We start from the raw sequence: 14,033 nt of genomic DNA, 5'->3' as shown, positions 1-14,033 counted from the left end.
ATTTCAAATGAAAAATTTTTCAGCAATATTATTTCTCTCCTTTCTTCTGATCAATGTAAAATTGATTGGACAAAACACAACTGCTGAAAATAGAATCATAAAAGTAGATTATAACAAAACTTCAGGAGCATTAAATACTATGTTTAAAGAATGCGTTGGTGCCGGAAGAGCCAATGAAGGTTTGAGAGCCGATTGGCAACAACAATTGGCAATGACCAAAAAAGAATGCGATTTTAAATACATTCGAATGCATGGTTTATTGTCTGATGATATGGCGGTTTACCGTGAAGATTCAAAAGGGAATCCGGAATACAATTACCAATATATTGATGCTTTGTATGATTTTTTATTGAGCATTAAGATCAAACCTTTTGTTGAATTAGGTTTTATGCCGTCAGCTTTAGCAAGCGGAAATCAGACTATTTTCTGGTGGAAAGGAAATGTAACGCCTCCAAAAGATTATAAAAAATGGGAAGATTTAATTCGAAACCTAACACAACATTTCAAAGAACGTTATGGAGACGAAGAAGTAAAAACCTGGTATTTCGAAGTTTGGAACGAACCTAATTTATCGCCTGGTTTCTGGACAGGAACTCAGGATGAATATTTCAAATTATACGAATATGCAGCACGAGGAATAAAAAGTGTCAATCCAGCATATAAAGTTGGCGGACCAGCAACAGCCGGAGCAGCTTGGGTTCCGGAAACAATTGAATTTTGTGCTAAAAATAATGTGCCGCTAGATTTTATTTCGACACATACTTATGGAGTAAAACAAGGATTTCTGGATGAATTTGGAACTTCGGGAACGGTTTTAAATAAAGAAGAATCGAGTATTAGCGGTGATGTTATTAATTCGCATAAGCAAATTTCAAATTCGGCTAAGCCAAAATTAGAGTTGCATTATACAGAGTGGAGTACATCGTATACTCCGGCAGATCCTATTCATGACAGTTATCATTCGGCGGCGTATATACTCCAAAAATTAAAACAAGTTGGCAATGCGGCAAACTCCATGTCATATTGGGTTTTCACTGATATTTTTGAAGAAGCGGGTCCGAGATTTACACCTTTTCACGGAGGTTTCGGATTATTGAATACGCAGGGAATTAAAAAACCTGCTTATTTCTCGTATGCTTTCCTGAATAAATTGGGAGAAACAGAACTTCAAAATAAAGATACCTCTTCCTGGGCAACCAAAAATGCTAAAGGCGATGTTCAGTTATTGTTTTGGGATTTTACCAATACGCATCCGGGTGATAAGGTTTGGAATCAGACCTATTACATTCAGGATTTGCCTTCTCAATCAAAAGGGATTGTGAAAATTGAAGTGGAAGGACTTCAAAAAGGGAAATACAATCTGGAAATTTATAAAGTAGGGTATAAAATAAATGATGCTTACGCGGATTATTTAGCTATGAACAAACCAAATCAACTTACTATTGATCAGGTAAAGAAAATAAAAGAGCATAATAATGGTGCGCCAATTTTAACTGAAAAAGTAGCAATTGATTCAAAAGGAACCTACCGTAAAGATTTTAAAATTAACGAAAATGATGTTGTGTTATTCAATTTCGTCAAACAATAAACTATTAAAAAACCACAAAAAAATAAATAACAAGTATGAAAAAGAAAATGATATATCTACCGGTTTTTATGGCTTTTGCATTGCTTACTTCTTGTAAAAAAGACGCACAAAGTGAAAATTCAAATGTTGCTCAGACAGAAGAGCATCAGGGTAAAGAAATCAGTTCAGAGTTTGATGCAGAGATAGACAAATTGGTTTCTCAAATGACGTTGGAAGAAAAAATCGGAATGTTGCATGGAAACAGTATGTTCAGTACGGGAGCTGTAGAACGTTTAGGTATTCCCGAATTAAAAATGGCTGATGGACCTTTAGGTGTTCGTGAAGAAATTTCGCGTGATAATTGGGCTCCAGCCGGTTTAACCAATGATTTTGCCACTTATTATCCTGCAGGAGGAGCATTAGCTGCAACTTGGGATGCGGAAATGGCGTATACCTTCGGAAATAGTCTTGGACAGGAAATGCGCGCCAGAGATAAAGACATGTTGCTTTCTCCGGCAATCAATATGGTGAGAACGCCACTTGGAGGTCGAACTTATGAATACATGAGTGAAGATCCATTTTTGAATAAAAAAATTGCGGTGCCGTTAGTTGTTGGTTTACAGGATAATGATGTTATGGCGTGTGTAAAACATTTTGCAGCCAACAATCAGGAAACCAATCGTGATTTTGTTGATGTTCAAATTGACGAGCGCACACTTCGCGAAATTTATTTACCAGCTTTTGAAGCAGCTGTAAAAGAAGGGCATGCGTACGGTATTATGGGAGCCTACAATAAATTCAGAGGCGAATATTTATGTGAGAATGATTATATGCTGAATAAAATTCTTCGTGATGAATGGGGTTTTAAAGGAATTGTGGTTTCAGATTGGGCAGCGGTGCATTCTACAGTAAACTCTTTAAAAAGTGGTTTAGATATTGAAATGGGAACACCAAAACCTTTCAATGAGTTTTTCCTTGCGGATAAATTAGTTGCTGCAGCAAAAGCAGGCGAAGTATCTGAAACAGAAATTGATATTCATGTAAAAAGAATTTTACGCGCGTTGTTTCAGGTAAAAGCTATTGGCGCTGCCAATAAAAATCGTGTAAAAGGAAGCATTTCTACAGAAGCACATTATCAGGACGCTTACAAAATTGCAGCCGAAGCAATTGTTTTATTGAAAAACGATAATAACGCTTTGCCTTTAAAATTAGACGGAGTAAAATCTATTGCTGTAATTGGAAACAATGCTACAAAGAAAAACGCTTTAGGCGGATTTGGTGCAGGAGTTAAAACGAAAAGAGAAATTACGCCTTTAGAAGGTTTGAAAAACAGATTGCCATCATCAATCAAAATTAATTATGCCGAAGGATATTTGGAGCGTTATGATGAAAAGAATAAAGGAAAATTAGGTGATATTACATTAAACGGACCAGTAACAATCGACGAATTAGATCCGGCAAAAGTTCAGGAAGCGATTGAGGCTGCGAAAAAATCTGATGTTGCGATCATTTTTGCGGGTTCAAACCGTGATTATGAAACAGAAGCTTCTGACCGTAGAACTTTAAAATTACCTTTTGGACAAGAAGAATTAATCAAAAAAGTACAAGCCGTAAACCCGAGAACAATTGTCGTAATGATTGCCGGAGCTCCTTTTGATGTCGATGCAGTAAGTAAAAAATCTCAAGCTTTGGTTTGGAGCTGGTTCAATGGTTCTGAAGGAGGAAATGCTTTGGCAGATGTATTATTAGGAAAAGTAAATCCGTCAGGAAAATTGCCTTGGACAATGCCTAAAAACATTATGGATTCGCCGGCACACGCAACAAACAGTTTCCCAGGCGGAAAAACAGTAAACTATGCTGAAGGAATTTTAATAGGATACCGTTGGTTTGATACTAAAAACATTGAACCGTTATATCCTTTCGGATACGGATTATCATACACAACTTTTGCCTTTGAAAATGCTAAAGCGGATAAAACTTCTTATGCTGAAAATGAAACTATTTCTGTTTCTGTCGAAGTAAAAAACACAGGAAAAATGGATGGAAAAGAAGTGGTACAATTATATACGTCTAAATCAGATTCAAAAGTAACCCGCGCTTCCAAAGAATTAAAAGGTTTCAAAAAAGTGTTGGTAAAAGCTGGAAATTCTGAAACAGTAACCATACAACTTCCGGTTAAAGAATTGGCGTATTACGATGTGGCTTCTAAAAAATGGGTTGTAGAAACCGGAAAATACACTTTGAAAGTTGGAAATTCTTCAAGAGATATTAAAAAAGAAATTGCGATAACTGTCAAATAAATAGATTGTTACATTAATTGTGTGGGTTTTAATAGCTTAATGGCAAGTGGTACTTGAAAAGTTATTTTCTCAAATGCATTTAATGATTTTAGAATAATAATTAGAAATCACTTAACTAACTATAAAAACCAAATAAAATGAGCAAAATAATAAAACGTTACCTGTTAAACGCAATTTTGTGTTTGTCCTGGGTAAGTATTTTAGCTTGTAGTTCTGATAAAGAAGCTACTCCTGATGATCCAAAACCAGCCGCTAAAACACTTACCGTTGATCTCAATAAAATTGATTTTCAAAGCCCGGCAAGTACTTCAGAATTTATCGTTACAACAAATAGCACGAATTGGTCAGTTGCTGCATCAGAGGCAAGCTGGTTGAAATTTACTCCGGTTACAGGCGTGTCGGGCAGAACTACAATTACTGTTACAGCTTCTGAAAATACAACTTCTGTAGCACGAACAGCTGTTCTGACAATTAGTTCAAGTGAAGTAGCATCAATACAAGTCGCTATTTCTCAGGCAGGCAAAACAGGTATTTATCCAAGTTATAATACAAATCCAATTGCTGCTGACGGAACCGGAATGAGTAGTACTGCTGTTCAATTGGCTGCAAAAATAAAACTGGGCTGGAATATCGGAAATACGATGGAAGCCACTGGCGGTGAAACTGCCTGGGGAAATCCAAAAATAACAAAGGCTTTGATTGATGCCGTGAAAGCAAAAGGTTTTAATGCCATCCGAATTCCGTGTTCTTGGAATCAATATCTGGAAAATACAGCAACTGCTAAAATAAAAACCGATTGGTTAAACCGAGTGAAAGAAGTGGTGCAATATTGTGTAGACAACGATATGTATGTTGTGGTGAATATTCACTGGGACGGCGGTTGGCTTGAAAATAATATTACCGAAACTAAAAAAGAAGAAAATAATGCCAAACAAAAAGCTTTTTGGGAACAAATTGCAACAAGTTTACGCGGATTTGATGAGCATTTATTATTCGCCAGCGCCAATGAACCTGCCGTTGAAGACGCTGCTCAAATGGCAGTTTTAACATCTTATCATCAAACATTTATTGATGCTGTTCGTTCGACTGGGGGAAAAAATGCCAATCGTGTGTTGGTAATTCAAGGACCTACAACCGATATTGAAAAAACCAATAAACTAATGCTGACTTTGCCTACAGATAAAGTGGCGAATAAAATGATGGTTGAGGTTCATTATTACACACCTTGGAATTTTGCCGGTTTAACCAAAGACGAATCCTGGGGTAAAATGTTTTACTATTGGGGAACTGGTTTTCATTCAGCAACAGATACAGAACGAAATGCAAATTGGGGTGAAGAAGCAGATTTAGAGAAAAATTTCAAATTAATGAAGACTCAATTTGTTGATAAGGGAATTCCAGTTTTGTTAGGAGAATTTGGAGCCATTCGTCGCACAACACTTACAGGAGATGCTTTAACCTTGCATTTAGCGTCAAGAGCCTATTATCTAAAAACAGTCGTAAAACAAGCCAAAGCAAATGGTCTATTGCCATTTTATTGGGACGAAGGAAATACTGGAGACGGCGGTTTTGGTCTTTTTAAAAGAGCTGATAACACCGTTTCAGACACGCAAGCGCTAAACGCAATGATTGAAGGATTGCAATAAATAGCATATATTTGATTTACAATTTTTACCGAAAAGTTCGCAAAGCAAGCGCAATAACCGCAATGCTTTGCGAACTTTGCGTAATTCCTGGCGAACCTTGCGGTTAATTTTAAAGTTAAAAAAAATGAAAAAATATACAACCTTTATTTTAGTACTGGTAAGCATAATAGCAAACGCCAATGTAAAAATGCCGTTATTATTTTCTGATGGAATGGTACTGCAACGCAATAAGGAAATTCCGGTTTGGGGTTGGGCCGATGCCAATGAAAAAGTCGAAGTTCATTTCAACAAACAAACCAAAACCATAATTGCCGACAAAAACGGAAAATGGATGATTCGGTTAGCTGCAGAAAAAGCCGGCGGACCTTTTGAATTGACCATTACAGGAAAAAATAGAATCGTTATAAAAGATATATTGGTCGGAGAAGTATGGATTTGCAGCGGACAATCTAATATGGAATTTCAAGTTTCGAAAACGGTAAATGCCGAAAAAGAAATAGCCGATTCTGATTATCCAATGATTCGTCATTTTGGTGTAGCGCAAGATCTAAGCGGATTACCAAAAGACGATTTAAAAGCCGGAAAATGGCAGGTTTCTAACAAAGAAAATGTTGGCAATTTTACAGCCGTTGGATATTATTTTGCTAAAAAATTATACGCCGAATTAAAAATCCCAATCGGAATTATAAATACTTCCTGGGGCGGAACCAATGTAGAAACCTGGACAAGTCGTGAAGCTTTTCAAAAAAGTGAAGATTTCAAAGCCATGATTGCCGATGTTCCAACATTGAATGTCGATTCTATTTCAAAATTGTACGCCAGACAAATGAAAGAAAGAGTTGAAAAAATTCAGGGAACTCCGGTAAGTACAAAAAATGAAAATTCCTTCAAGGAAGCAGCATTCAATGATTCTAATTGGAGTGAATTAAACACACCGGCTTTATGGGAAAACCAGCCTTTGGGTGATTTAGACGGCATTGTCTGGATGCGAAAAACAATAACGCTTTCAGCAGAAGATATTAAAAATAAAGCCGTTTTAAGCCTTTCGAAAATAGATGACGAAGATATAACCTATGTAAACGGAATCGAAGTGGGCAAAAACACCCAATGGGATTTCAAACGTGTTTATTCAGTTCCGGCAAATGTTTTAAAAGAAGGGCAAAATGTTATTGCCGTAAGAATTGTCGATAATAGTGGAGGTGGCGGAATCTACGGAGATGCATCTGATTTAAAACTGACTTTAGGAAGTAAAACAATTCCGCTTGACGGGAAATGGAAATTTAAAGTTATTGTCGTAAAAACGTCATTATCACCAAACAGCTATCCATCCTTATTATATAATGCGATGGTAAATCCGTTGGTGCCGTATGCAATTCAAGGCGTTTTATGGTATCAGGGCGAAGCCAATGTTTGGAGAGCAAAACAATACAAAAAAGCGTTTCCGTTAATGATTACAGATTGGAGAACAAAATTCAAACAAGGCGATTTTCCTTTTTATTTCGTTCAATTGTCCACTTTTGACGAGTACAAAGGCAACAGTAAAGTCGGAAGCCGTTGGGCAGAACTTCGCGAAGCACAATCTGAAACTTTAAAATTGAAAAACACCGGAATGGCCGTAACCACAGATATTGGTAACGCAAAAGACATTCATCCAACCAATAAACAAGATGTCGGATTGCGTTTGGCAGCAATTGCGTTGAACAATGTTTATGGTAAAAAAAGAGTTTACAGCGGACCAACTTTTAAATCTCAGGAAATAAAAGGAAACCAAATTATCCTGACTTTCGATAATATTGGCAGTGGATTGTCAACTTCAGACAATTCCCAAGACGTAAAAGGATTCGAAATCGCAGGTACCGACAAAGTTTTTCATTCCGCGAAAGCGATAATTAAAGACAATAAAATAATCGTTTCAGGCGAAAATGTTCCAAATCCCGTTGTTGTTCATTACGGATGGGCAGACGATGATACCGAAATCAATCTTTTTAACAAAGAAAAATTCCCGGCATCGCCTTTCAGAACCGATAATTGGGAAATGATTACGGCTAATGAGAAATATAAGGTTAGTAAATAGTGAATAGTAAATAGTGAATAGTAAATAGTGAATAGTGAATAGTGAATAGTGAATAGTGAATAGTGAATAGTGAATAGTTTATCTCTATATACATCAAAAAAAACAATAAAACGTAACTAAAAATGTTCCATCGGAACAATTCATTGGTAGAAACGAAACGGATGAAATCCAATTAATAATAATATCAAGATAATGTTCCGTAGGAACATAGGATCGGTAACATTAAAACGCAGCAAAATGAATTCAAGCCTCATAAAAAAAACATTTCTCATTTTACTTTTTACCTCTTGTTACATAAACATGTCGGCACAATCCAATCATGTTTTGTGGTACAATCAACCCGCTGAATTTTTTGAAGAAAGTCTCGTTTTAGGAAACGGAAAACTTGGTGCAACTGTTTTTGGAGGCGCCAATTCAGATAAAATCTATCTGAACGATGCTACACTTTGGTCTGGTGAGCCCGTAAATGCGAATATGAATCCGGAAGCTTACAAAAATATTCCGGCAATTCGTGAAGCTTTAAAGAATGAAAATTACAAACTTGCCGATGAATTAAATAAAAAAATAGAAGGTAAAAACTCAGAATCTTACGCGCCTTTAGGAACGTTGGAAATCAATAATTCTGAAAAAGGAAAAGCTGTAAATTATCATCGGGAACTTGATCTTTCGAATGCAATATCAAAAGTTAGTTACGAAATGGCGGGTATAAAGTATACGCGTGAATATTTTGTATCAGCTCCGGATCAAATTATGATAATCAAACTCACAGCCGATCAAAAAGGAGCTTTAAATCTTGATGTTAGTTTAAAAAGCCTTTTAAAATCAAATACCGAAGTGCGAAATAATATTTTGGTAATGACGGGTGCTACGCCAATTCACGAAAATCCCGGATATACTGTTTTACCAAAATACCTTAAGATAAATGAACGAGGAACAAGATTTACAACTTTAATTCAGATAAAAAAAACAGACGGGAAAATTACAAGTTCCAGAGAATCTCTAATTTTAAAAGATGCGACAGAAGCCATTATTTATGTTTCTGTTGCAACAAGTTTTAATGGTTTTGACAAAAATCCTGCAACAGAAGGTTTAGACGACGTAACCATTGCATTGCAAAATATGAATAAAGCACTTGCAAAACCGTTCGATAAACTAAAAGAATCTCATATCGCAGATTATCAAAAATTCTTCAATAGAGTGAATTTGGATTTAGGAAAAACCACTGCGCCAGATTTACCAACAGACGAACGTTTACTGCGTTATGCAGATGGAAAAGAAGATAAAAACCTCGAAATTCTTTATTTCAATTTTGGACGTTATTTGTTAATTAGCTCTTCGCGAACTTTGGGCGTTCCGGCAAATTTGCAGGGAATTTGGAATCCTTATTTAAATCCGCCTTGGAGCAGCAATTACACGATGAATATCAATCTCGAAGAGAATTACTGGTTGGCAGAAAACACCAATCTTTCTGAAATGCATTTGCCGCTTTTGAGTTTTATAAAAAACCTTTCGGTAACCGGAAAAGTTACGGCAAAGACATTTTATGGTGTAAACGAAGGCTGGGCTTCAGCACACAACTCTGATATTTGGGCAATGACAAATCCGGTTGGAACTTTTGGAAACGATGATCCAAGCTGGGCTTGCTGGCCATTATCCGGTGCTTGGCTAAGTACGCATATTTGGGAACATTATGTTTTTACCCAGGATAAAAATTATTTAAAAAACGAAGGATATCCGATCATGAAAGGTGCATCTGAATTCTTTCTAGGCTGGATGATGACGGATAAAAATGGAAATTTAATAACATCGCCATCAACTTCGCCTGAAAACAAATTCATCGCACCAGATGGTTTCATTGGCGCAACGATGTATGGCGGAACAGCTGATTTAGCAATGATCAGAGAATGTTTTGATAAAACGATCAAAGCATCAAAAGTTTTAAATACAGATGCAGACTTCAGAGCAAAATTAGAAACAGCACTTGCTAAATTACATCCATACCAAATTGGTAAAAAAGGAAATTTACAGGAATGGTATTTTGACTGGAATGATGAAGATCCTAAACATCGTCATCAATCGCAGTTATTCGGACTTTTTCCGGGTCATCAAATTACGCCAGAGAAAACACCTGATTTGGCTGCAGCTTCAAAGAAAACATTAGAAATTAAAGGCGATGAAACCACCGGTTGGTCAAAAGGTTGGCGAATCAATCTTTGGGCGAGACTTTGGGACGGAAACCGTGCTTATAAAATGTTGAGAGAATTGCTTCGTTACGTAGATCCAGACAAAAAGAAAACGGAAAAACCGAGACGAGGAGGAGGAACATATCCGAATTTATTTGATGCACATCCGCCTTTTCAAATTGATGGTAATTTTGGAGGTGCAGCAGCGGTTGCAGAAATGCTGGTGCAATCTGATGAAAACGAAATCAGATTATTGCCTGCCTTGCCAGACGCCTGGGAAACCGGATCTGTAAAAGGAATCTGTGCTCGAGGCGGATTCGAAATTGCCATGGAATGGGAAAATAAATTGCTTAAGAAAATTACAATATTTTCTAAATATGAAGGGAAAACAACTTTAATTAACGGTGATAAAAAGCAAAATATCACATTGAAGAAAGGACAAAAATTGGAAATAAACTGGTAGATATTCTAAAGCATTTTAAACCCGACAGATTTTAGAAACCTGTCGGGTTTAATTGTTAATAGAGAGCAAAACATCTCATTTACATTACAATAAGTTTGCTAAATTTTGTTTCAAATTTATTTTAAGTAACTTTGGTAAAATAATAATTTTAAGATTATGACTTATAATCCAACAACAGTCGCTAATTATTTTATTGATAAATATTCAAAAACCGGTAATCTTACGCCCATGAAGATAATCAAGTTAACTTACATTGCGTATGGCTGGTATTTGGCTTTAACAGATAAGAAAGAAAGATTATTGGATGAGAATCCGATCGCGTGGGATTTTGGACCTGTTTTTCCGTCTTTGTATTACAGTATAAAGCAGTATAAAAAAGAAAAGATAACAGAGAAGATCCCGAATGCTGTAAAAGATGAAAAAATAAGTAGCGAAGACGAAAAATTTTTAGATAAAATATGGGAAGTTTACGGGAGGTTTGATGGTATTTATCTAAGTGCTTTAACACACAATGAAGGTACTCCCTGGAATAAAGTATATCGAAAAGATTCTAATGCCGTTATTTCAGATGATGACATTTTTGAACATTATAAAACGAAGTTAAAACCAATTTAAACTTGATATGGCGTCCCTAAATCTAAATCAAATTTCAATTGCAAACAGTTCTTCTTTAACTCCTGAAGACCTTAGCAGCGCACGCTTACAAAATCAAATCCTTGAAGACAGGTTAGGAAGCGCTAAAGTGGGAAGGTTTTTAGAAGATACCCGATTAAGAAGACATTTAACCTATATTTTTGCTGCTATTATCTTTCTTTGGCTAGCTTCCGTTATATCTATTTTGTATTTCAACGGTAATGTTTTGAATCTGAATCTTTCAGAAAATGTGCTAATTACGTTATTGACAACTACGTCTGTAAATGTGATAGGTATGATGTTAATTATTCTGAAAAATTTATTTCCGAAACCGCTTAATGACGAGGAATAGAACTATTCTTTTTCAGTTTTAGAAGTCTCTTCTGGCTTTTCGGTATGATTTTCTTTAAAAGATTCATACCATTTTTCAATGGATGGATACACAAAAGCAGCGACTTTTTTTACCGGATTATAGAAAATAGATTTGTCTAAAGTTTCTTTTTTGGCAAATGTATTGTTAAAGTTTATTTTCTCAAAAAGAGCGATAAAAATACTCATAATCAGAATGGTTTTTAAAACTCTGAAAAAGCCGCCACCCAATTTATTCGCCCATCCCAAAAAAGCAAAATCAGCAATTCCGGTGAGGATTTTTGCTAAGAAATAGACTCCGATCACCACTAAAATAAAAGTCAGTATAAAAGCAGTAACCTGAATTGTATTTGGATTCCAGGAAACGTGTGGTGTAATTATTCCCTTCATCAAAGAAGAAAATTTAATCGCAAGATAGATTCCCAATAATAAAGAAACAAAAGAAGCAATTTCTACAAAAAGACCATTTTTAAAACCTTTATATAAACTAAAAGCCAAAAGTGCTCCAAAAATCATATCGAAAAAACTCATATTTGCGGGTGTTTTATTGAAGCGCAAATATATATCTTTTTTTAGGTTCAAAGGTTCAGAGTTGCAAAGGAACAGAGGTTTTTTTAAGTCAAAAACGTAGTCCTGTAGCCTCGGGATAGTTCCTTAGCATTTCAGCAACTTTTCTATCTGATTATTTTTTTAAGGTCTTTGGATTTGAAGTCCGTATCTTTGCAGCTAAATTTTATGGTTTTTGAATTCACAATTCACAATTCATAATTTACAATTATAAAAAATGTCCAGAGATACACAATTAAAAGAGCGTTGGGAAAAGCTCGTCGATATACTTTCAAATCAGTTTTCGCAAGGAGAAGATTTAGATTTAGATGCCATAATTTATTTAATAGGAGTTCAGGAACTCGGAAAAGTGCATCGTGAATTCAAAAAAGATGAAAAGTTAAACTTAATGCACATCGCCATTTGCCGATTATTAGAGCCTTACGGATTCTATGAATTCGAATATTTTGATGAAGAAGGATGGCCGCATTACAGAGTAAAAGAAGAATTGCCGCCATTAAAAGCAGGCGAACAATCGGTTTTGATGAAAGAAGCGATTGTGAATTATTTTTTAGAAAGAGAACTTATTGAGTAAATTTTAGATTTTGGGTTGAAAATATAACAGAACTTGTTACTTCTCACTCCTAACATCTCACTTTTTTACTTAAATTTGTATTCTCAATTATTGAAGGAAAATGATAGACAAGATAAAACAACATATAGAGGAAGCAAAAGCCTTTAATGATAAAAATAAAGAATCTTTAGAGCAGTTCCGAATTAAATATTTAGGGAGCAAAGGGTTGCTAAAAGAACTTTTTACAGAGTTCAAAAATATTCCGAATGACCAGAAAAAAGATTTTGGACAAGTAATAAATACTTTAAAATCCGTTGCCGAAGAAAAAGTAAGAGTTATTCAGGAGGAGCTAGAAAGCAAACAGGAAGTTAAAGGCATATTTGGTGACTTAACACGATCTGCTGAGCCTGTAATTATTGGTTCGCGTCATCCTATTTCTATTGTAAAAAATCAAATTATAGATATTTTTGCCAATATTGGTTTCAATGTTTCTGAAGGTCCGGAAATCGAAGACGATTGGCATAATTTTACTGCATTAAACTTGCCAGAATATCATCCGGCGCGTGATATGCAGGATACTTTTTTCATTCAAACGAATCCAGATGTGTTGTTGCGTACGCATACATCATCTGTTCAGGTGCGTTATATGGAAAACAATAAACCGCCAATTCGTACTATTTCTCCGGGGCGTGTGTTTCGTAACGAAGCTATTTCATCACGTTCACATTGTATTTTCCATCAGGTGGAAGGTTTGTATATTGACAAAGATGTTTCTTTTGCCGATTTGAAACAAACGTTACTTTATTTTACTAAAGAGATGTTCGGAAAATCAAAGATTCGTCTTCGTCCATCTTATTTTCCATTTACAGAACCAAGTGCCGAAATTGATATTTATTGGGGACTAAAAACGGAAACCGATTACCGTATCACAAAAGGAACCGGTTGGTTAGAAATTGGAGGTTGCGGAATGGTAGATCCAAACGTTCTTAAAAACTGCGATATCAATCCTGATGAATTCAATGGTTTTGCTTTCGGAATGGGAGTAGAGCGTATCGCGATGTTACTGTATCAAATTGGTGATATTCGTATGTTTTACGAAAATGACGTTCGTTTCTTAGAGCAATTTAAAGCAAATATTTAATTTTAAGTCGAAAGTCATAAAGTCGAAGGTCGAAAGTCTCAAAGTAATGACTTTTGGTTTTCGACTTTATGACTTTCGGCTTTTAAACTTTTGACTCAATATGAAAAAAGATATAACAATTCCAGAAGTTGAAAACGTGTTCCTTGCTGCTGTTCAGGAATGGAGCGATGATTTTATGGAAAAAGTATGGTATGCTTACCTTGTAAATGACAGCGATTTTAATTTAGACAGCGTTATGGTTGTTTCAAAAGCATTTGGAACCATTGATGGCGAAATGAAAAAAACATCTGTTTTACGTCACGCTTTTGTTGAAGTTCCAGCTGTTTCTGTAGTAAAAATTGAAATGATAGAGAAAAGTCTTTTGGTTTTAAATAATGAATTCATGGTGACTTTCTTTATTGGCAACACCTTGTACGACAAGAAATTTATTTTTAAATCGAACTTAATCGACGAAAATAAAACGGAAGAAGTGCCGATTTTGTTTGTTGAGGGGGTTATGGTGAAATAGTGTTCAGTGATCAGTTTTTTAGTGTTCAG

At 35.6% G+C, this 14,033-nt stretch carries 11 protein-coding genes; 10 read left to right on the top strand and 1 reads right to left on the bottom strand.

Annotated features, from left to right (window positions below; translation table 11 throughout):
• Nucleotides 1-7 precede the first annotated feature (7 nt).
• The 7 genes from AC1RRN_RS15875 (at nt 8) to AC1RRN_RS15845 (ending at nt 11,218) form a co-directional block, all read left to right on the top strand.
• Complete coding sequence (locus tag AC1RRN_RS15875; RefSeq protein ID WP_492968228.1) at nt 8-1,588, top strand: GH39 family glycosyl hydrolase; 1,581 nt, start codon at nt 8-10, stop codon at nt 1,586-1,588.
• Between the two features lie 35 nt (nt 1,589-1,623).
• Entirely contained in the window at nt 1,624-3,867 is a 2,244-nt protein-coding gene (locus AC1RRN_RS15870) for a glycoside hydrolase family 3 C-terminal domain-containing protein (protein ID WP_492968227.1), read from the top strand.
• A gap of 137 nt (nt 3,868-4,004) precedes the next feature.
• Nucleotides 4,005-5,513 (top strand): cellulase family glycosylhydrolase, encoded by a 1,509-nt coding sequence (locus AC1RRN_RS15865; protein WP_492968226.1) that lies wholly within the window; start codon nt 4,005-4,007, stop codon nt 5,511-5,513.
• Nucleotides 5,514-5,637: 124 nt separating this feature from the next.
• The gene (locus AC1RRN_RS15860) at nt 5,638-7,587 is read left to right on the top strand and encodes a sialate O-acetylesterase (RefSeq protein WP_492968225.1); all 1,950 of its coding nucleotides are present in this window, start codon (nt 5,638-5,640) and stop codon (nt 7,585-7,587) included.
• Nucleotides 7,588-7,824: 237 nt separating this feature from the next.
• Nucleotides 7,825-10,233, top strand: coding sequence for a glycoside hydrolase family 95 protein (locus tag AC1RRN_RS15855; RefSeq protein ID WP_492968224.1), 2,409 nt, complete (start codon nt 7,825-7,827; stop codon nt 10,231-10,233).
• Between the two features lie 156 nt (nt 10,234-10,389).
• Entirely contained in the window at nt 10,390-10,848 is a 459-nt protein-coding gene (locus AC1RRN_RS15850) for a Panacea domain-containing protein (RefSeq protein WP_492968223.1), read from the top strand.
• 7 nt (nt 10,849-10,855) lie between these two features.
• Nucleotides 10,856-11,218 (top strand): hypothetical protein, encoded by a 363-nt coding sequence (locus AC1RRN_RS15845; RefSeq protein WP_492968222.1) that lies wholly within the window; start codon nt 10,856-10,858, stop codon nt 11,216-11,218.
• 2 nt (nt 11,219-11,220) lie between these two features.
• On the opposite strand, the gene AC1RRN_RS15840 is transcribed toward AC1RRN_RS15845, so the two are convergent.
• The gene (locus AC1RRN_RS15840; RefSeq protein WP_492968221.1) at nt 11,221-11,766 is read right to left on the bottom strand and encodes a CvpA family protein; all 546 of its coding nucleotides are present in this window, start codon (nt 11,764-11,766) and stop codon (nt 11,221-11,223) included.
• Nucleotides 11,767-12,019: 253 nt separating this feature from the next.
• Between AC1RRN_RS15840 and AC1RRN_RS15835 the strand changes: the two genes are divergently transcribed.
• From AC1RRN_RS15835 to AC1RRN_RS15825, 3 genes are all read left to right on the top strand, one after another.
• On the top strand, nt 12,020-12,376 hold the full coding sequence (locus tag AC1RRN_RS15835; RefSeq protein WP_492968220.1) for a hypothetical protein: 357 nt from the start codon (nt 12,020-12,022) through the stop codon (nt 12,374-12,376).
• A gap of 100 nt (nt 12,377-12,476) precedes the next feature.
• Nucleotides 12,477-13,496 (top strand): phenylalanine--tRNA ligase subunit alpha, encoded by a 1,020-nt coding sequence (gene pheS / locus AC1RRN_RS15830; protein WP_492968219.1) that lies wholly within the window; start codon nt 12,477-12,479, stop codon nt 13,494-13,496.
• 100 nt (nt 13,497-13,596) lie between these two features.
• Nucleotides 13,597-14,004 (top strand): hypothetical protein, encoded by a 408-nt coding sequence (locus AC1RRN_RS15825; protein ID WP_492968218.1) that lies wholly within the window; start codon nt 13,597-13,599, stop codon nt 14,002-14,004.
• Nucleotides 14,005-14,033 lie beyond the last annotated feature (29 nt).

The sequence above is a fragment of the Flavobacterium sp. GW821-FHT11G01 genome (assembly GCF_058808175.1).
Note: the sequence above shows the minus strand (reverse complement) of the source record. Positions and strands in the feature narration are given on the sequence as shown.

Coding starts and splice junctions, on each gene's coding strand:
- AC1RRN_RS15855 (WP_492968224.1), top strand. CDS start 7,825: ATGAATTCAAGCCTCATAAAAAAAACATTTCTCATTTTACTTTTTACC.
- AC1RRN_RS15865 (WP_492968226.1), top strand. CDS start 4,005: ATGAGCAAAATAATAAAACGTTACCTGTTAAACGCAATTTTGTGTTTG.
- AC1RRN_RS15875 (WP_492968228.1), top strand. CDS start 8: ATGAAAAATTTTTCAGCAATATTATTTCTCTCCTTTCTTCTGATCAAT.
- pheS (WP_492968219.1), top strand. CDS start 12,477: ATGATAGACAAGATAAAACAACATATAGAGGAAGCAAAAGCCTTTAAT.
- AC1RRN_RS15845 (WP_492968222.1), top strand. CDS start 10,856: ATGGCGTCCCTAAATCTAAATCAAATTTCAATTGCAAACAGTTCTTCT.
- AC1RRN_RS15835 (WP_492968220.1), top strand. CDS start 12,020: ATGTCCAGAGATACACAATTAAAAGAGCGTTGGGAAAAGCTCGTCGAT.
- AC1RRN_RS15860 (WP_492968225.1), top strand. CDS start 5,638: ATGAAAAAATATACAACCTTTATTTTAGTACTGGTAAGCATAATAGCA.
- AC1RRN_RS15825 (WP_492968218.1), top strand. CDS start 13,597: ATGAAAAAAGATATAACAATTCCAGAAGTTGAAAACGTGTTCCTTGCT.
- AC1RRN_RS15870 (WP_492968227.1), top strand. CDS start 1,624: ATGAAAAAGAAAATGATATATCTACCGGTTTTTATGGCTTTTGCATTG.
- AC1RRN_RS15850 (WP_492968223.1), top strand. CDS start 10,390: ATGACTTATAATCCAACAACAGTCGCTAATTATTTTATTGATAAATAT.
- AC1RRN_RS15840 (WP_492968221.1), bottom strand. CDS start 11,766: ATGAGTTTTTTCGATATGATTTTTGGAGCACTTTTGGCTTTTAGTTTA.